This is a genomic window from Mycobacterium decipiens (genome assembly GCF_963853665.1).
Taxonomy (GTDB): Bacteria; Actinomycetota; Actinomycetes; order Mycobacteriales; family Mycobacteriaceae; genus Mycobacterium; species Mycobacterium decipiens.
In genome coordinates this window covers 2,330,239-2,348,731 of sequence record NZ_OY970459.1, presented here as the reverse complement: position 1 = coordinate 2,348,731, position 18,493 = coordinate 2,330,239, and the positions used below count along the sequence as shown (strand labels likewise).

At 66.5% G+C, this 18,493-nt stretch carries 20 protein-coding genes; 4 read left to right on the top strand and 16 right to left on the bottom strand.

From position 1 onward, the window contains the following. Positions 1-17 precede the first annotated feature (17 nt). From trpC to AADZ55_RS10595, 3 genes are all read right to left on the bottom strand, one after another. Positions 18-836: an indole-3-glycerol phosphate synthase TrpC gene (gene trpC / locus AADZ55_RS10605; RefSeq protein ID WP_085324764.1), complete on the bottom strand. Its 819-nt coding sequence runs from the start codon at positions 834-836 to the stop codon at positions 18-20. Between the two features lie 89 nt (positions 837-925). Next, positions 926-1,621 carry a TIGR02234 family membrane protein gene (locus AADZ55_RS10600; RefSeq protein ID WP_085324763.1) on the bottom strand — a complete coding sequence of 232 codons (696 nt, stop codon included), beginning with the start codon at positions 1,619-1,621 and terminating at the stop codon, positions 926-928. Beyond that, entirely contained in the window at positions 1,611-3,164 is a 1,554-nt protein-coding gene (locus AADZ55_RS10595; protein ID WP_085324837.1) for an anthranilate synthase component I, read from the bottom strand. Before AADZ55_RS10595 ends, AADZ55_RS10600 begins: the two co-directional genes overlap by 11 nt. 106 nt (positions 3,165-3,270) lie before the next feature. Between AADZ55_RS10595 and AADZ55_RS10590 the strand changes: the two genes are divergently transcribed. Beyond that, positions 3,271-3,750 carry a peroxiredoxin gene (locus AADZ55_RS10590; RefSeq protein WP_085324762.1) on the top strand — a complete coding sequence of 160 codons (480 nt, stop codon included), beginning with the start codon at positions 3,271-3,273 and terminating at the stop codon, positions 3,748-3,750. Here the strand turns inward: AADZ55_RS10590 and AADZ55_RS10585 are convergent. From AADZ55_RS10585 to hisD, 9 genes are read right to left on the bottom strand one after another with little or no spacing between them, the layout of a single operon-like run. Beyond that, on the bottom strand, positions 3,727-4,809 hold the full coding sequence (locus tag AADZ55_RS10585; protein ID WP_085324761.1) for a calcium:proton antiporter: 1,083 nt from the start codon (positions 4,807-4,809) through the stop codon (positions 3,727-3,729). The genes AADZ55_RS10590 and AADZ55_RS10585 overlap by 24 nt on opposite strands. Positions 4,810-4,865: 56 nt before the next feature. Further along, positions 4,866-5,213, bottom strand: a complete 348-nt coding sequence (hisI, locus tag AADZ55_RS10580) for a phosphoribosyl-AMP cyclohydrolase (RefSeq protein WP_085324760.1) — start codon at positions 5,211-5,213, stop codon at positions 4,866-4,868. Beyond that, complete coding sequence (hisF, locus tag AADZ55_RS10575; RefSeq protein WP_085324759.1) at positions 5,210-6,007, bottom strand: imidazole glycerol phosphate synthase subunit HisF; 798 nt, start codon at positions 6,005-6,007, stop codon at positions 5,210-5,212. The genes hisI and hisF overlap by 4 nt, the downstream gene beginning before the upstream one ends. 1 nt (position 6,008) lies before the next feature. Continuing rightward, positions 6,009-6,803, bottom strand: a complete 795-nt coding sequence (locus tag AADZ55_RS10570; protein ID WP_085324836.1) for an inositol monophosphatase family protein — start codon at positions 6,801-6,803, stop codon at positions 6,009-6,011. Between the two features lie 28 nt (positions 6,804-6,831). After that, entirely contained in the window at positions 6,832-7,569 is a 738-nt protein-coding gene (gene priA / locus AADZ55_RS10565) for a bifunctional 1-(5-phosphoribosyl)-5-((5-phosphoribosylamino)methylideneamino)imidazole-4-carboxamide isomerase/phosphoribosylanthranilate isomerase PriA (RefSeq protein ID WP_085324835.1), read from the bottom strand. Positions 7,570-7,578: 9 nt separating this feature from the next. Further along, a complete protein-coding gene (gene hisH, locus AADZ55_RS10560; protein ID WP_085324758.1) occupies positions 7,579-8,211 on the bottom strand; it encodes an imidazole glycerol phosphate synthase subunit HisH in 633 nt (210 codons plus the stop codon). After that, a complete protein-coding gene (hisB, locus tag AADZ55_RS10555; protein WP_085324757.1) occupies positions 8,208-8,840 on the bottom strand; it encodes an imidazoleglycerol-phosphate dehydratase HisB in 633 nt (210 codons plus the stop codon). The genes hisH and hisB overlap by 4 nt, the downstream gene beginning before the upstream one ends. After that, positions 8,837-9,979, bottom strand: a complete 1,143-nt coding sequence (locus tag AADZ55_RS10550; protein WP_085324756.1) for a histidinol-phosphate transaminase — start codon at positions 9,977-9,979, stop codon at positions 8,837-8,839. Before AADZ55_RS10550 ends, hisB begins: the two co-directional genes overlap by 4 nt. Next, positions 9,976-11,331 (bottom strand): histidinol dehydrogenase, encoded by a 1,356-nt coding sequence (gene hisD / locus AADZ55_RS10545; RefSeq protein ID WP_085324755.1) that lies wholly within the window; start codon positions 11,329-11,331, stop codon positions 9,976-9,978. The genes AADZ55_RS10550 and hisD overlap by 4 nt, the downstream gene beginning before the upstream one ends. 71 nt (positions 11,332-11,402) lie before the next feature. Here hisD and AADZ55_RS10540 point away from each other — a divergent pair, with 71 nt between their 5' ends. Then, positions 11,403-11,813 carry a nitroreductase family deazaflavin-dependent oxidoreductase gene (locus tag AADZ55_RS10540; protein WP_085324754.1) on the top strand — a complete coding sequence of 137 codons (411 nt, stop codon included), beginning with the start codon at positions 11,403-11,405 and terminating at the stop codon, positions 11,811-11,813. Positions 11,814-11,832: 19 nt separating this feature from the next. On the opposite strand, the gene AADZ55_RS10535 is transcribed toward AADZ55_RS10540, so the two are convergent. The 4 genes from AADZ55_RS10535 to nadA are packed head-to-tail and all read right to left on the bottom strand — an operon-like array spanning position 11,833 to position 16,142. Beyond that, a complete protein-coding gene (locus AADZ55_RS10535) occupies positions 11,833-12,591 on the bottom strand; it encodes a class I SAM-dependent methyltransferase (RefSeq protein ID WP_085324753.1) in 759 nt (252 codons plus the stop codon). A gap of 34 nt (positions 12,592-12,625) precedes the next feature. After that, positions 12,626-13,483: a carboxylating nicotinate-nucleotide diphosphorylase gene (gene nadC, locus AADZ55_RS10530; RefSeq protein WP_085324752.1), complete on the bottom strand. Its 858-nt coding sequence runs from the start codon at positions 13,481-13,483 to the stop codon at positions 12,626-12,628. Beyond that, complete coding sequence (locus AADZ55_RS10525) at positions 13,483-15,093, bottom strand: L-aspartate oxidase (protein ID WP_242670074.1); 1,611 nt, start codon at positions 15,091-15,093, stop codon at positions 13,483-13,485. Before AADZ55_RS10525 ends, nadC begins: the two co-directional genes overlap by 1 nt. Next, on the bottom strand, positions 15,093-16,142 hold the full coding sequence (gene nadA / locus AADZ55_RS10520; protein WP_085324750.1) for a quinolinate synthase NadA: 1,050 nt from the start codon (positions 16,140-16,142) through the stop codon (positions 15,093-15,095). Before nadA ends, AADZ55_RS10525 begins: the two co-directional genes overlap by 1 nt. A 48-nt stretch (positions 16,143-16,190) precedes the next feature. Between nadA and AADZ55_RS10515 the strand changes: the two genes are divergently transcribed. Then, positions 16,191-16,901 carry an NUDIX hydrolase gene (locus AADZ55_RS10515; RefSeq protein WP_085324749.1) on the top strand — a complete coding sequence of 237 codons (711 nt, stop codon included), beginning with the start codon at positions 16,191-16,193 and terminating at the stop codon, positions 16,899-16,901. A gap of 247 nt (positions 16,902-17,148) precedes the next feature. Further along, positions 17,149-18,489, top strand: coding sequence for a lipase family protein (locus tag AADZ55_RS10510; RefSeq protein ID WP_085324834.1), 1,341 nt, complete (start codon positions 17,149-17,151; stop codon positions 18,487-18,489). Positions 18,490-18,493: the final 4 nt, after the last annotated feature.

The following is an 18,493-nucleotide window of genomic DNA, read 5'->3' as shown; positions in this document are numbered from 1 at the left end:
GCGCGGCTCATCAACGGCTAGCGAGCCGGCTTCGGACAGGACGGATGGGCGCCCGCGGTAACCAGATCGGCAACCGCCGCGCGCGGGTCACCGCTTTTGACCAGACCTTCACCCACCAACACCGCATCGGCGCCCGCACCCGCGTACGCCAACAGATCAGCGGTGCCACGAACTCCCGATTCGGCAATCCTGATCACATTGGTCGGCAGACCAGGAGCTATTCGCGCGAAGCAATCCCGATCCACCTCCAGCGTCGTGAGGTCGCGGGCGTTGACGCCAATCACCTTGGCACCGGCCTTCAGCGCGCGGTCGGCTTCCTGCTCGGTGTGCACCTCGACGAGGGCCGTCATACCCAATGATTCGGTGCGGTCCAGCATCGACACCAACGCCGGCTGGTCCAAAGCCGCAACGATGAGCAACAACATGTCGGCACCGTGCGCGCGCGCCTCATGAATCTGATAGGGCTGCACCACAAAGTCTTTGCGCAACAACGGAATCGAAACCGCGGCCCGCACCGCATCGAGGTCGCCGAGCGATCCCCGAAAGCGCCGCTCTTCCGTCAAAACGCTGATGATCCGGGCGCCGCCATCCTGATAGGCCTGGGCCAGGTTCGCCGGGTCGGCGATGGTCGCCAATGGGCCTGCCGAAGGACTGGCGCGCTTGACCTCGGCGATGACACCGATACCGGGCTCACGCAGGGCGGCCATCACATCGAGTGGCGGCGGCGCGGCGGCGGCGGCAGCCTTGATCTCCTCCAGGCTTACGACGGCTTCGCGCGCGGCAACATCGGCCCGGACTCCCTCAAGGATGGAGTCGAGCACGGTTGCCGGACTCATGCCTGCCGTTCCCTTCCCACTGTCACCCACACGCGCTAGTCAATTTCGACGACGTTCATGAAGGGTAGCGACCGTCAGCGCGCGGTCCGTCACCGCCCCTCGGTGTCAGACTCATGCTCCCGATCGGTCGGGTCGCGGCCCTCGTCAAGAGCTTCCCAAATCATCCGTTCCGACATCTCCGGCGCCTTGTCCTGCGGGACCGCTTGGCCGGCCACCTTGGCGGCGTGGCGCCGGGCCATCGAACGGCGGGCAGCCGGCGCCGCATATTTCACGGTGTCCCCGCCGGCCGGCCCGCAAAGCGAAGCCGAGCGCATCAACAAAGCGGCGGCGATCAACGCGGACACCGCCGCCAGTACGGCCGCCACCGCGCCCCAGTAGCACCGCGCGCTTCCCACCAACGTCACCACCGAGACATGGGCAAGATCGGCCCCGCGCGCCGCAACATCCGGGATCACCCACAGACTGATGCCGAGATAGCCCACCGCGAAGCTCGCCGCTGCCAGCAGTACGGCCAGCGCCCGCAACGGCCAGCCGCGTACCGCGAGCGCCGCGACGGCTGCGGCCAGCATGAGCAGCGCCAGCGGCAGCAGAGCCGCCGACCACGACGCGCCAGACAGGGTCACCTCCTTCGGCGGCCCTAGCTCGTCGAACGACCGGATGACTACCCACGGCAGCCGAGACGCCGTCCACAGCGCGCCAGCGGCGACCACCAACAGCAATTGGGCGATGCCGATCGTCAGCCTGGCCCGGCGGTCGGGCCGGACGCTGCTGGTATTAGGAGCCACTGCCGTTCGCGCCCGGTGCGGCCAGCGTCTCGGCGGCAGCGATCGCGTTCAACACGGCCCGCGCCTTGTTCCTCGCCTCGTTGTATTCGTAGGGGCCGTTGGAATCGGCCACCACACCACCACCTGCCTGGACATAGGCCGTGCCGTTGCGCATCAGTGCGGTGCGGATGGCGATGGCGAAGTCGGCGTTGCCGGCGAAGTCGAGGTAGCCGACCACACCGCCGTAAAGACCGCGCCGTGTTTTCTCCACCTTTTCGATCAGCTCCATGGCCCGCACCTTCGGCGCCCCCGACAGCGTGCCGGCCGGAAAGCAGGCGGTCACGGCGTCCAGCGCGGTGCGGCCTTCGTCAAGCATCCCGGTCACCGCGGACACCAGGTGCATTACGTGGCTATACCGTTCGATGTGGCTGTAATCCTCGACCCGAACGGTGCCGGGCGCGCAGACCCGGCCCAGGTCGTTTCGGCCGAGGTCGACCAGCATCAGATGCTCGGCACGTTCTTTGTCGTCGGCCAGCAATTCCTTTTCCAGCAGCACGTCCTCTTCGTCTGTCTTTCCGCGCCACCGGGTTCCGGCGATCGGATGCGTCGTCGCCCAGCCGTCGTGGACCGTTACCAGCGCCTCCGGACTCGAGCCGACAATCGAAAAGTCAATCGCACCATCACTATTCGGTACCTGTAGTAGATACATGTACGGACTTGGGTTGGTTACCCGCAGGATTCGGTATACGTCGATGGGATCGACGTCGGTGTCCATCTCGAAGCGCTGGGACGGCACCACCTGAAAGGCTTCACCGGCGGCGATCTGTTCAACCAGATATTCGACGATCGCACCGTACTCATCGACGGTGCGCTGCGCACGGTGCCGCGGCTCGGGGCGACTGAACGTGGCCACCGTCGATGGCAGTGGCTGGCCGAGCGATTCGGTCATCACGTCCAGTCGCGCAATCGCGTCGTCGTAGGCCCAGTCGACCCGCTCGTCGGTGCCGTTCCAGTTCACGGCGTTCGCGATCAGCGTGATGGTGCCCTCATGATGGTCGACCGCCGCCACATCGGTGGCCAGCAGCAGCAGCATGTCCGGCAGGTTGAGGTCATCAACGGCCAGCTCCGGCAAGCGTTCGAGGCGCCGCACCATGTCATAGGCGAAGAAGCCGACCATGCCGCCCGACAACGGCGGAAGCCCCGGCTTGCACTGGCGAGGGTCCTCGGTAGCCAGCAACTCCAGGGTGGCCCGCAGTGCCTGCAACGGGTCTCCTCCGGTCGGAGCGTCCTTGGGCGCCGCACCCAGCCATACCGCTTCCCCCCCGCGCACGGTCAACGCCGTCGGCGCCCCCGCGCCGATAAATGACCACCGTGACCACGACCGGCCGTTCTCGGCCGACTCCAGCAGGAACGTACCCGGGCGGTTGGCGGCGAGCTTGCGGTAGGCCGACAGCGGAGTCTCGCTGTCGGCCAAGACCTTGCGAGTCACCGGAACCACCCGGTGCTGGGCCGCCAGGACGCGGAAATCCTCCCGCGAGGTGGTGGCTGCGAGGTTGACGTGCACCGAAGCATCCTCCCAGATGCGCTGATCAGCCTTGGGCCTAGCCCAACGATGCACGCCGCGCAAGGGGCGTGCGATCAGTCGGGCAATCGGGCGTAGCCTGACGTCCATGAAAACTGGCGACACGGTAGCCGACTTCGAACTTCCCGATCAGACGGGCACGCCACGCAAGCTCAGCGCCCTACTATCCGACGGGCCCGTGGTCCTGTTCTTCTATCCGGCGGCGATGACGCCTGGCTGCACCAAAGAAGCCTGCCACTTCCGCGACTTGGCGCAAGATTTCGCCGAGGTCGGAGCCAGCCGGGTCGGAATCAGCGCCGATCCCGTTCAAAAGCAAGCCGAGTTCGCCGATTTGCGGCATTTCGACTACCCGCTGCTTTCGGATGCTCAAGGTACCGTCGCCACCCAGTTCGGGGTCAAGCGCGGTCTGCTCGGCAAGTTGCTGCCGGTCAAACGCACGACGTTCGTCATCGACACCAACCGCACGGTGCTGGACGTGATCACCAGCGAGTTCAGCATGCACACCCACGCCGACAAAGCATTGGCGACGCTACGGGCGGCGCCGCTAGGGGACAACGGCGAGAAATAGGTACGCGGCCAGCAACACCAGGTGCACCTCGCCCTGCAGTCGGGTAGCCCGGCCGGGAACCACGGTTAGCACGCTGACCACGACCGTCAGCACCAGCAACACCAACTGAATGGGACCGAGGCCAAGCGCCAGCGGGCCGCTGAGCCAGAGGGAGGCGAGCGCGATAGTCGGGATGGTGAGCCCGATGCTCGCCATCGCGGAACCATACGCCAGATTGAGGCTGGTCTGCAGACGGCCTTGCCGCGCCGCGCGGGCCGCGGCAAGTGTCTCCGGCAACAGCACCAGGGTGGCGATCACCACGCCGACGAAGGATTGCGGAAACCCGGCCGCCGAGACCACACGCTCGATTATTGGCGATTCCACCTTGGCCAGACCCACCACCGCGACCAGCGCGACGAGCAGCAATCCGAGGCTCGCCAGCGCCGAGCGGGTGCTCGGCGGGTCGGCATGGGTGTCATCCTCGACTACGCCCTTCTGCGCCACCGGCAGGAAAAAGTCGCGATGCCGGACCGTCTGAGTGAATACGAACAGCAGGTAGAGCCCCAACGAGGCGACGCCGGCGAAGATGAGCTGGCCGGGTGATAGCTCCGGGCCCGACTGACTGGTGGTGAACGTGGGCAGCACCAGGCTCAGCGTCGCCAGCGTGGTGACCGTGGCCAGCGCGGCGCCGCTGCCGTGGGCGTTGAACATCGTCACGCCGTAGCGCAGCGAACCCAGCAGCAGGGACAATCCGGCGATCCCGTTGGTGGTGATCATCACCGCGGCGAAGACGGTGTCGCGGGCAAGCGTCGCCGCCTCGTCCCCGCCGGACACCATGAGCGCGACGATCAGCGCCACCTCGATGGTCGTCACCGCGACCGCGAGCACCAGCGACCCGAACGGCTCGCCCACCCGCGCCGCGACCACCTCGGCGTGGTTGACCGCGGCCAGGACAGCACCGGCTAGCAGCACCGCCTCCCCCACGCCCACCACCGGTCCGATGTGCTTTCCCCAGGTCAGTACTAGCGCGACGAAGGCAAGCAAGGGCAGCACAACGGTCCAGGACACTCGTTTCACCATCGACCGCCATTCTCATCGACGCCCCCGGCCGGCCGCGCGACCCCCCTTTGACGGGACTAGCTCTCGGGTTCCAACAGCACGGCGGCATCGAAGCAACTGTGGTCGCCGGTATGACAGGCACCACCGACCTGGTCGACCGTCAACAATACGGCGTCGCCATCGCAGTCCAGGCGCACCGCGTGAACGTGCTGGGTATGGCCGGACGTCGAGCCCTTGACCCACTGTTGAGCGCGGGACCGCGAATAGTAGGTAGCCTCACGGGTTTGAAGGGTGCGAGCCAAAGCCTCGTCGTCCATCCAGGCGACCATCAACACGTCACCGCTGCCGCGCTCCTGTACGACGGCCGTGAACAATCCGTCAGCGTTGCGTTTCAAGCGTCCGGCGATCGCAGGGTCGAGCTTCATCGGTCGGTGATCCTCACGGTGATATTTTCCGCGGCCATGGCGGCCTTCACCTGACGGATCGTCAGCTCCCGGAAGTGAAAGATGCTGGCCGCCAATACCGCATCGGCTCCCGCGGCAACCGCCGGGGCGAAGTGCTGCACGGCCCCGGCGCCGCCGCTGGCGATTACCGGCAGCGTGACCGCGGCACGGACCGCACGCAGCATCGCCAGGTCGAACCCGGCTTTGGTGCCGTCGGCGTCCATCGAGTTCAGCAGGATCTCCCCCACCCCGAGGTCCGCCCCGCGGGCTGCCCACTCCACGGCGTCGATACCGGTGCCGCGACGACCGCCGTGGGTGGTGACCTCCCAACCGGACGGTGTCGGGGTTGCTCCAACCGGAACCGTGCGAGCATCGACGGACAACACGATGCACTGCGAGCCGAACTTCCGTGCCATATCGGCCAGCAAGTCCGGGCGGGCAATGGCGGCCGTGTTGACGGCGACTTTGTCGGCCCCAGCGCGCAGCAGGACATCGACGTCGGTGACTGTGCGCACCCCGCCGCCCACCGTCAGCGGGATGAACACCTGCTCGGCGGTGCGACGCACCACATCCAACATGGTGGCTCGTCCCGACGACGACGCGGTCACGTCGAGAAAGGTCAACTCGTCTGCGCCCTCTGCGTCATAGATAGCGGCGAGTTCCACGGGGTCACCCGCGTCGCGGAGATTCTCGAAATTGACGCCCTTGACCACCCGCCCGTCGTCGACGTCCAAGCACGGGATCACGCGTACCGCAAGGGCGTTGCCGGCATACACCTCAGTAGTCCCCCGGTTCCCCTATGCTGCAAATGATCTCGATAATCTGGGCATGCACACCCGGTGCCGCCGCCAAGGCAGAACGCGATGCCGGGGTCCACGGTTTCCCGGCCAGGTCGGTGACCACACCGCCGGCGGCCCGCACCAACGCGACCCCAGCGGCGTGGTCCCAGACCTGACCTCCGAAACTAATTGCACCGCCGAGTATCCCATCGGCAACGAAGGCGAGATCAAGGCCGGTGGAACCGTGCATGCGCAGCCGCGACGAAACTCGGCTGAGACTTTCCAGCACCGCCAGTCGATAGCGCCCCGGGAACCGGCCCCGTGAGTCGACGCTGAATGTGCCAACGCCGATGAGCGTGGTGGCCAGCTCGGCGGGAGCCAGCGCCGGTTGCGATACACCGTTCTTTATCAGCGGACCACCCGCCACGGACATGTAGCGCTGGTCGGTGAAAGGCAACCAGGTCAGCCCGGCCACCGGATCTCCGTCGTGCAGCAGGCCCAGCAGGATCGCGGCCATCGGCGATCCGGCGGCATAGTTGATCGTGCCGTCGATGGGGTCCAGTACCCACACCCACGGCGAGTCGACGTCCGCGCCGCCGAACTCCTCGCCGTGCACCTCGATACCGGTGGCCGCGACCAGCGCAGCGACGACCTGCCGCTCGATCGCAAGATCGACTTCGGTGGCGAAGTCGTTGTCCTTCTTGCGGACTGCCGAATCGGCACGGTGACCGGCGAGAAAGAGAGCCGTTGCGGCATCAAGGATTGCCGATGCCTTCCCCACCAATGTGTCCAGGTCTGCCGCGCCCTGCTCCACCGCGGATCTACTCCCGCACCGCGGCCAGCGCCTGCGGCAGGGTGAACCGCCCGGCGTAGAGGGCCTTGCCCACGATGGCCCCCTCCACACCGCGGTGTGCGAGAGTGGCAATGGCGCGTAGGTCATCCAGGCTGGACACACCTCCTGAGGCGATCACCGGGGCGTCGGTGCGATCGACAACACCGGCCAGCAGGTCAAGATTGGGGCCACCGAGCGTGCCGTCCTTGGTGACATCGGTGACGACGAACCGCGAACATCCTTGACCGTCGAGGCGTTCCAGTACATCCCAGAGGTCGCCGCCGTCGGTTTCCCAGCCACGCCCGCGCAACCGATGCTCGCCATTGACGATTTGGACGTCCAAGCCGACGGCGACCTTGTCGCCGTGTTCGGCGATCACTCGCGCACACCATTGCGGGTCTTCCAGCGCCGCCGTACCCACATTGATCCGGGCGCATCCGGTGGCCAGCGCCGCGGCCAGGGAATCGTCGTCGCGGATACCGCCGGACAGCTCGACGTCGACGTCGAGCTTGCCCACCACCTCCGCCAACAGTTCGCGGTTGGAACCGCGGCCGAACGCGGCATCCAAGTCGACCAGGTGGATCCACTCGGCGCCGTCGCGCTGCCAGCCCAGTGCGGCATCCACCGCCGAGCCGTACTCGGTTTCGCTGCCGGCCTTCCCCTGAACGAGGCGCACGGCACGACCCGCAACCACATCGACTGCGGGCAAAAGTATCAGCGACATCACCGGCATCCTTTAAAGTCCCTCAACCCAGTTACTCAGTACGGCCGCACCGGCCTCCCCGCTCTTTTCCGGGTGAAACTGGGTGGCGGCCAGGGGCCCGTCCTCCACCGCAGCCAGGAACGGTACCTGATGTGTGGCCCAGGTCAGCAGCGCGTCGGATGACCCTTCCCATCGTTGCGCAGCATAGGAGTGCACGAAATAGAACCGGGCGTCGATGTCCAAACCCTTGAACAGCGCACTGCCCGGAGCGGCAGTCACGACATTCCAGCCCATGTGCGGGACCACCGGGGCCACCAGCCGGGTCACAGCTCCCGGCCACTGCCCGCAGCCTTGGGTCTGGACGCCGAACTCGACCCCACGCGCGAACAGAATCTGCATGCCGACACACACCCCCAGCACCGGTCGTCCGGCCGCCACTCGCTCGGCAATGACCCGCTCTCCGGTGATGGTGTGCAGCCCGCTCATGCACGCCGCGAAAGCGCCGACACCAGGCACCAGGAGACCGTCGGCGGCTACCGCGGCCCCGTAGTCGGCGGTTACTTCGACCGCGGCACCGACCCGCTGCAGCGCGCGTTGCGCCGACCGCAGATTACCGGAACCATAGTCGAGTACTACCACCGACTTTGGCCGGGAATGCTTAGTCACAGAACACCTTTGGTGGACGGTACGCCCACGACCCGGGGATCGGGCTCGACCGCCTGGCGCAACGCGCGGGCGACGGCTTTGTACTGCGCTTCGGTGATATGGTGCGGGTCGCGCCCGTACAGGACGCGCACGTGCAGCGCGATGCGGGCGTTGGCCGCTAACGATTCGAACACGTGTCGGTTGATGACGGTGTGGTAGGACACCGAGCTGCCCGCGATAGTGGTGTGCTGCAGGTGATCCGGCTCCCCGGTGTGCACACAATAGGGCCGGCCGGACACGTCGACGGCGGCGTGGGCCAGCGTTTCGTCCATCGGGATGTAGGCGTCGCCAAACCTGCGGATGCCCTTTTTGTCGCCGAGGGCCTGCCCAAGTGCGGTGCCCAGCGCGATCGCGGTGTCCTCGACGGTGTGATGTGCTTCGATCTCGACATCGCCTTGGGCGCGCACCGTAAGGTCGAAGCTGGCGTGACTGCCCAACGCCGTCAGCATGTGGTCATAGAACGGGATACCGGTATCCACGGCCACCTGCCCGGTGCCGTCGAGGTCGAGCTCGATGACGATGTCGGATTCGCGCGTACGCCGCTCAATACGCGCACGACGGACGACTTTCCGTGTTTCAGTGGCTGTCATGGTGCTCCTACCGGACTGGGGGTGGCCGGGGCCAGGTCGGTGGTGATCCGGGCGCTTGCCCGCAGGAAAGCATCGTTCTCCTCGGCCAGCCCGGTGGTGGCGCGCAGGAAGCCGGGAATCCCGACGTCGCGGATCAAAATGCCGGCGTCCAGATAGCGCTGCCAGGCGGCCGGTGCATCGGCAAACTCACCGAACAACACAAAGTTGGCATCGCTTGGAATGACTCGAAAACCCATGCCACTCAACGCCGTGGTAACCCGCTCGCGTTCATCGATCAGCGCGGCGACGCTACTCAGGGTGTCGTCGGAGTGCCGCAGCGCGGCGCGGGCGGCGGCTTGCGTAACCGACGACAGGTGATACGGCAGCCGTACCAGCAACATCGCGTCGATCACCGCCGGCGTTGCGATCAGATATCCGAGCCTGCCTCCGGCGAAAGCGAAAGCCTTACTCATGGTGCGGGTGACGACGAGCCTGGTCGGAAACTCCTCGACTAGCGACACCGCGCTGGGCTGCGAGGAAAACTCACCGTAAGCCTCGTCGACGATCACAATTCCAGGCACAACATCGAGCAGCTTACGCAGATCGGGTAGCGAAACACTTTGTCCGGAAGGGTTGTTGGGGCTGGCGATGAACACCACATCGGGTTTGCGATCGATCACGGCGGCGACGGCGGCATCGACATCGAGACCGAAATCATTGGCGCGGACCGTCTCGATCCACTCCGTGTGGGTGCCGTCGGAGATGATCGGGTGCATCGAGTAGGACGGGACGAAACCGATTGCGGTGCGCCCCGGGCCGCCGAACGCCTGGAGTAGTTGTTGCAGGATCTCATTGGACCCATTGGCTGCCCATACGTTTTCGAAACTGAGCTGGATACCGGTCTGCACGCTCAGGTAGCGGGCCAGTTCGGTACGCAGCGCCACAGCGTCGCGGTCGGGGTACCGGTGCAAGTCGCTGGCCGCCTCCCGCACCGATCGCACCACATCGTCAACCAACGCCTGGGTAGGAGGGTGCGGGTTCTCGTTGGTGTTCAGCCGCACCGGAACAGCTAATTGCGGTGCGCCGTAAGGTGATTTTCCACGCAAGTCATCGCGTAGCGGCAGATCGTCCAGCGTGATCCGCCGTCCTGACTGGGTCATCGCTCAAACCTCCGCCGTATCGCCTCACCGTGCGCAGGCAGGTCTTCGGCCTTGGCCAGCGTGATCACGTGTCCGGAAACATCTTTGAGGGCCGCCTCCGTGTAATCCACGACATGGATACCGCGCAGGAAGGTCTGTACTGACAGACCACTGGAATGCCGGGCGCACCCCGCGGTCGGCAGCACATGGTTGGACCCCGCACAGTAGTCGCCGAGGCTCACCGGGGACCACGGACCGACGAAAATGGCTCCGGCCGAGCGTATCCGGCCGGCAACCCGCCCAGCGTCGGTGGTCTGAATCTCCAGATGCTCAGCGGCATAGGCGTTCACGACCAAGACGGCGGCGTCCACGTCGTCGACCAGGATGATTGCCGATTGGCGTCCACTTAACGCTGCCGTCACCCGTTCGCGGTGCACCGTGGTCCGCAGCTGCGCAGCCAGTTCGGCGTCGGTGGCGTCGGCCAGTTGCGCACTCGGAGTGACCAGCACGCTGGCAGCCATCTCGTCGTGTTCGGCCTGACTGATCAGGTCGGCAGCCACATGCGCCGGATCGGCGGTGTGGTCGGCGAGGATGGCGATCTCGGTTGGCCCCGCTTCGGCGTCGATGCCCACCTGGGAGCGGCACAGCCGCTTGGCAGCCGTGACATAGATGTTGCCCGGCCCGGTAATCATGTCGACCGGCGCCAGGTGTGTGCCGTCGGTATCGGTGCCGCCGTAGGCCAGCAGCGCCACCGCCTGGGCGCCACCGACAGCCCAGACCTCGTCAACGCCCAACAGCCGGGCCGCAGCCAGGATGGTGGGATGCGGCAATCCGACGAAGCCACCCTGCGAGCCGGTCTGCGGCGGGCTGGCCACCACCAGCGCGTCGACACCGGCGGCTTGGGCGGGCACAACGTTCATCACCACGCTGGACGGGTACACCGCATTGCCCCCCGGCACGTACAGGCCTACCCGCTCGACCGGGACCCACCGCTCGGTGACCGTCGCGCCCGGGCCCAACGTGGTTGTGACGTCGGTGCGGCGCTGGTCGGCGTGCACGGCGCGGGTCCGTTCGATCATCACCCGCAACGCGTCGGAGACATCGGAGTCCAGACCGGCCAGCGCAGCGTCCAGTGCTGCGTCCGGCACGCGGACGGTCTGTGGCCGCACACCGTCGAACGAAGCGCCGAAGTCCAGCGCGGCCTCCACCCCGCGCTCGGCCACGGCCGCCACGATGGGCCGTACCTTCGGCAGCACGGTTTCCACATCGGCGCCACCGCGTGGCAGGGCGGCCCGCAGCCGGGCAGCCGTCAACTCGGCTCCCCGCAAGTCGATACGGGTCAGGACAGGTGGCGGCGCGGTCACGTGGACCATTGTCCCAGAGCAGCTCAAGTCAATATCCGACCGGTACAGTGCAGTAAAAAGGCCGGCAAAGAGGAGCCGCCATGTCCGCAAAGGATCACCCCAACAACGCACCGGGCGTCCCGATGGTGTTCCCGCCCTGGTTTGAGCGTTTCCAGATCAAATACATCAACTCGGCGCTCAAACCGATTGCGCGCTACCTGCCCGGAACGGCAACCATCGAGCACCGCGGTCGCAAGTCGGGAAAGCCGTACCAGACCATCGTTACCGCCTACCGCAACGACCGCGTGCTGGCGATCGCGCTCGGGCACGGCAAGACAGACTGGGTCAAGAACGTGTTGGCCGCGGGCGAGGCCGACGTGCACTTTGCCCGCAGCGTTGTGCATGTCGTCAACGCCCGGATCGTGCCAGCCGGCTCCGACGGCGACGGGCTGCCGCGGATGGCGCGCCTGCAGCTACGCCGGATCGGGGTATTCGTCGGCGATATCGCCTGAACCTGGGGCCCCGGCCGCATCAGGACGGTTTGCGGGCCTCAATGAGTGCGCGAGTCGCGTAGGTGACGAATGGGCCCTCCGTTTGGATTCGCTCATGCAGGGTGCGCAGCCGATCGCGGTAGCGCTCGACGGTGAAGTCCGGCAGAAGCCAGATCACCTTACGCAGAAAATAAACGACGGCGCCGATGTCGAAAAACTCCACCCGCAGTCGCTCCATCCGCATGTCGACAACCTCGAGGCCTGCGTCGGTGATGCGGGTGCGTTCCACGTCTGCGTACTGGTCGGCCCCACCGTGAGGTTGTGGCCCGAGGAAGTGCTCTCGCAATTCCCACAGGGTGGCGGGTCCGACGTGTTGTGCGAAGTAGGTGCCGCCTGGCCGGAGAACCCGCGCAATCTCGGTCCACCAGCGGGCGCTGGGGTGGCGGCTGGTCACCAGGTCGAACGCCGCATCGGCGAAGGGCAGCGGCGGCTTGTCGCCGGTGCGGACGACGACCACGCCAAGCGGATGCAGCAGCTTGGTCGCCAAAGCCGCGTTGGGTGGCCACAATTCGGTGGCAACCATGATGGGCGGGAAGTTGCCCGCGCCGGCCAGCACCTCGCCTCCGCCGGTTTCCAGGTCTAGGGCAGCCGTCACATTCGCCAGCCGCTGGCTCAGCTGTCGTTGATAGCCCCATGAGGGGCGTTCTTCGCTCGCGCGGCCGTCCAACCAGGAGAAGTCCCAGCCGTCGACGGGTGCTGCTGCGGCTTCGGCCACGAGATCTTCCATCGTTCGCGCCATCCCGCCCACGCTATCCGGCCGGAGCTGCGCCGGCTTACATATCCAAACCGATGTCGAGGACGCGAACCGAGTGAGTCAACGCACCCACGGCGAGATAGTCCACACCCGTTCCGGCGTACGTCGCGGCGTTCTGCAGGCTGAGCCCGCCAGACGCCTCGAGCAAGACACCGGGCGCGCGCGCGTCGCGTCGTTGTACGGCCATCTGTGTCTGCCACACCGAGAAGTTGTCCAGCAGGATTAGCTCGGGTTTCTCGTCCAGCACGTCATCCAGCTGCTCGAGCGAGTCCACTTCGACCTCGCACAGCAAATCGGGTGCCGCCTCCCGTACCGCGTGTAGCGCGGCGAGCACTGATCCCGCGGCGGCAACATGATTGTCCTTGATCATTGCCGCGTCACCCAGCCCCATCCGGTGGTTGACGCCGCCACCCACACGCACCGCGTACTTTTGCAGCACACGCAGGCCGGGCAGGGTTTTTCGGGTATCGCGGACCTTGGCCTTGGTGTTGCGGACCGCATCGACCCAGGCCGCCGTCACGGTGGCGATCCCAGACAAGTGGCAAATCAGGTTCAGCATGGTCCGCTCCGCGGTCAACAGGCCGCGCGTTTCGGCCCGCACCGTCAGCAGTGCCTCGCCGGGCTGCGCCCGGGCACCGTCCTCGACACGATCGAGCACCTGGTAATTCGCCGTACCAATCACCTCATCGAGCACCAGCAACGCGACGTCAACCCCGGCGATCACGCCGGGTTCCCGGGGCACCATCGCCGCGGTGGCAATCGTGCCCGCTGGCACCGTCGACATCGACGTGATGTCGGGCCCGTAGCGCAGGTCCTCATCGAGACCGCGCGCAATGGTGTCTCGAGCGGCGGCCAGCTCGTCGTCGACCAGCCTCATCAACCCACCGCCGCGAGGGCTTCCACCCGAACCGAATCGCCCTCACCCGCCAATCGGACCACACTGCTGCGCGCTTGGTCCGGCCCGGCATCGGGATAGTCGGCGCGATGGTGACAGCCACGGCTTTCGATGCGGGCCAGCGCGGCGGCGGTCACCGTCCGAGCGGCCAGGGTGAGCGCCACATCCTCGAGATCGCGACAGCCCGCGACGTTGCGAAGCTGCGCTTCGGACAGCGTGTCGCGCAACCGGTGCAGACCGGTCGCGGTGCGCTCCACCGAGGCGTCGCGGCTCATCGCTCGTTGCAGGTCGCCGCGCCCCAGCGCCGGGTAGCTGATCGGTTCGCGCCATGTCGCTGGCGAGGGCGCACGCGAACGCCCGGTCGCCGCGGCGTGCGCGGCTGCAACCTTTCCGGCGCGGTTTCCGACCACCAACCCTTCCAGCAAGCTGTTGGAGGCCAGCCGGTTGGCACCGTGCAGCCCGGTGCGGGCCACCTCGCCCGCGGCGTACAACCCAAGCAGCTCGGTCTGGCCGTAGACATCGGTTACGATCCCGCCACAGCTGTAGTGCGCACCCGGAACAACCGGGATCGGTTGGCGGACGGGGTCGATACCGGCAGCCCGGCAGGCTGCCGTGACCGTCGGGAACCGGGACGCGAAGCCCTCGATACCGCGGGCGTCGAGATAGACGCACGGATCGCCGGTGACCTTCATCCGCGCGTCAATGGCGGCTGCGACGACGTCGCGCGGCGCCAAGTCGCCCATCGGATGCACGCCTGCTGTTATCGAATTGCCTTGCTTGTCAAGCAATATCGCGCCCTCACCGCGGATGGCCTCGGTTATCAGCGGCCGCCGCCCCCCGGCGCTGTGGCCGGTGGGGGTGCCGCGACCGGCAGCAAAAAGCATCGTGGGGTGGAACTGGATGAATTCGAGATCGCTGACCGAGACGCCGGCCCATAATCCGAGGGCGATGCCGTCGCCGGTGGAGCCCATCGGGTTGGTGGTCGCGGTGTACAGGTGCCCGAGCCCGCCGGTGGCCAGGATCACCGACGGAGCGCTGATTACGCCGCATCCGTCCGGGCGCAGCACCAATACCCCAGTCACCACCGTGCCGTCGTGGAGAACTCGCAACGCCGCGTGGCTGGTTCGGATGTCGAGCATCCCGGCGGCATGATCGAGCGCCCGCTGAACCTCGGCGCCGGTGGCGTCGCCGCCGGCGTGCACGATGCGTCGCCGCGTGTGCCCGCCTTCACGCGTCAACGCCCACCGGCCCGGGACCGATTCATCGAACCGCGCTCCGGCCCCTACCAAATCGGTGACCGCGCGGTAGCCGTCGGCGACGATCGAGTACACCGCGTCGGGATCGCACAGGCCCGCGCCCGCGGCCAGGGTGTCGGCGACGTGCGCGTCGACCGAGTCGTCGTTGTCCGGCAACACCACCGCGATGCCGCCTTGCGCGTAGTGTGTCGCGGTCACACCGCGTGTCTCGGCAGCCTTGCTGAGCACCACGACGCTGCGCCCGGCGCGGTCGGCGGCCAGTGCGGCCGCCAGCCCGGCAACGCCCGTGCCGACCACGACGACGTCGGCCGCATCCCGCCAAACGGGACCGGCCATCATTCGCCGCCCCCCGGTTGGCCGATTGCGATCATCCGCTGCACACTGCGCCGGCCTGCAGCGGCGATTTCCGGATCGACGTGGACTTCATCGGCACCGTCCACCAGGCAGCGCAACAGGGCCGCGGGGGTGATCATCTTCATGTACTTGCACGATGCACGGTCGTTGACCGCGCGGAAGTCGACATCCGGTGCTGCCCGGCGCAGCTGGTGCAACATACCGACCTCGGTGGCCACCAGAACCCTACGGGCGCGCGTCGCGTGCGCCGCGTCGAGCATCCCGCCGGTGGACAAGATCTTTACCCGCTCGGCCGGGAATGCTCCTTCGCCGGCGAGGTACAGCGCCGAGGTTGCGCATCCGCACTCCGGATGTACGAACAGTTCGGCATCGGGATGTGCGCGAGCCTGGTCGGCGAGCTCGTCTCCGTTGATCCCGGCGTGTACGTGGCATTCGCCGGCCCACACGTGCAGATTTTTGCGGCCCGTCACCCGGCGCACGTGTGCACCGAGGAATTGGTCCGGGCAAAACAACACCTCGCGGTTGGGGTCGATGGACGCGACCACGTCGACCGCATTTGACGAGGTGCAACAGATGTCGGTGAGCGCCTTGACGGCGGCTGTGGTGTTGACGTAAGAGACGACGACGGCGCCGGGGTGCTCGTCTTTCCAGGCCCGCAGGTCGTCGGGAGTGATCGAGTCCGCCAGCGAGCAGCCCGCCCGCTGATCCGGGATCAGCACGATCTTGTCCGGGCTGAGAATTTTTGCGGTCTCGGCCATGAAGTGCACCCCGCAGAACACGATGGTGTCCTCCGGTGCCTCGGCGGCGATCCGCGATAGCGCCAGCGAATCCCCCACGTGGTCGGCGACATCCTGGATCGCGGGCAGCTGGTAGTTGTGCGCCAGTACGGTGGCCCCACGCAACTGCGCCAGTCGGCGAATCTCGGTAGCCCACTGTTCGTCACCGTCAACCCCGGCGTAGCCGATCGGCGAGTTGGTGATGTCGGCATACAGTTCATCCACGAGCGTGTCGGTACGATTCAGCACCGTCATTACCGCTCCTTCCGCACTCCAGGAGGTTTTCGACTTATAATCGAAAACATGGCCCATGGTAGCACCGCCCACGAAGTGCTGGCCGTGGTATTTCAGGTCCGTGGCGTTCCGACGAGCCGCGGTACGGAAAAGCCGCAGCTCAACGTGCTGCTATGGGAACGCGCAAGGGAGCCACAACGTGGCGCATGGTCGTTGCCGGGCGGACGGCTGCGCACCGACGAAGACATGACCACCTCGGTTCGGCGCCAACTGGCCGAGAAGGTAGATCTGCGCGAACTGTCCCATTTGGAACAGCTCGCGGTGTTTTCCGACCCGCACCGGCTGCCGGGCATCCGGATGATCGCGTCGACCTACTTGGGGTTGGTGCCCTCTCCCGCCACCCCCGAGCTGCCGGCAGACACCCGCTGGCACCCGGTGAGTTCGCTGCCGCTGATGGCATTCGATCACGGCCCGATGGTGACCCATGCCCGCACCAGACTGGTTGCCAAAATGTCCTATACAAATATCGGATTCGCTTTGGCTCCAAGAGAATTCGCACTCTCGACGCTCCGCGACATTTACGGCGCCGCACTGGGCTACCAGGTCGACGCAACCAACCTGCAGCGAGTGCTTGCCCGTCGCAGAGTCATCACCCAGACCGGAACCATCGCGCAGTCCGGCCGCAGTGGTGGCCGCCCCGCGGCGCTGTACCGGTTTACCGACTCCCAGCTCAGGGTCACTGACGAGTTCGCCGCACTGCGGCCTCCCGGCCAGCTCTGATCGTCGCGTGCGCCCCAGGAGCATCCGGGCAGCCCAGTTGTAATGCGCATGTGATAGGCGCCACGCAGCGCTGCGGTCTGGGTGGGCCCTCGAATCCTGTAGCTTGGATAAGACTATAAGAGCCGGATAAGGGCAGCTGGCGCCGAATGCGTGCCGGCGCAGGACTTCGACGGGCAAACCGCGCTGCCATTCCGTTGACCTGAACACTCGCGCGCGAGAATGCCCGATGGCCATGAAGGGAGCCTTAGTGGTAGAGCTCGGCAATTTGGCGGGCGCGACCGGCGCCGAATGGATCGGCCGGCCGTCGCATGAGGAATTGCAGCGCAAAGTTCGACCGCTGCTGCCATCCGACGATCCGTTCTACTTCCCACCCGCCGGCTACCAGCACGCTGCGCCCGGAACGGTGCTGCGCTCGCGCGGCGTCGAGCTGGCGTTTCTGGGCTTGGTTCCACAGCCCATCACGGCTACCCAGCTGCTGTACCGAACGACGGATATGTACGGCAACCCCGAGGCGACGGTGACCACGGTGATCGTCCCCGAAGAGCTTGCTCCGGGGCAGACCTGCCCGTTGCTGTCGTATCAGTGCGCTATCGATGCGATGTCGTCTCGCTGTTTTCCGTCCTACGCACTGCGGCGGCGTGCCAAGGCCCTGGGCTCACTGCCCCAGCTGGAGCTGCTGATGATCAGCGCCGCACTTGCCGAAGGATGGGCGGTATCGGTGCCCGACCATGAGGGGATGAAGGGGCTATGGGGCTCGCCGCATGAACCCGGCTACCGAATCCTGGACGGGATCCGGGCTGCCCTGAGCTCCGAACACATCGGGTTGTCCCCAACAGCGCCGATCGGGCTGTGGGGCTACTCCGGCGGCGGACTGGCCAGCGCGTGGGCCGCCGAAGCGTGTGGCGAATACGCACCCGAGCTGGACATCGTCGGTGCGGTGCTGGGATCCCCCGTCAGTGACCTTGGCCACACGTTCCGCCGCCTCAACGGCACCTTCTTTGCCGGTTTGCCGGCGTTGGTCGTGGCTGCGCTCCAACACAGCTACCCCGATCTGGACCGGGTGATCAAGAAACACGCCAACGACGAGGGTCGCCAGCTGCTCCAGCAGCTGGAAAAGATGACAACCGTCGGCGCGGTTCTCCGGATGGCCGGCAGAGACATGGGTGACTTCCTCGACGAACCGCTTGAGGACATCTTGTCGACACCGGAGGTCTCCCACGTCTTCGACGACATCAAGCTGGGCGCCGCCGTGCCCACACCACCGGTATTGATCGTGCAGGCAGTGCACGACTACCTCATCGACGTCGATGACATCGACGCGCTCGCCGACGCCTACTCAGCCGGCGGCGCCGACGTCACCTACCATCGCGACGCGTTCAGCGAACATGTTTGCCTGCACCCGCTGTCTGCCCCGATGACGCTTCGCTGGCTCGCCGACCGGTTCGCCCGGCGGCCCCTGACCGACCATCTCATTCGGACCACGTGGCCGACCATGTTCAACCCGATGACCTACGCGGGAATGGCGCGGCTGGCCGTAATCGCGGCCAAGGTCATCACCGGCAGGAAGCTGAGCCGCCGTCCGCTCTGACGCC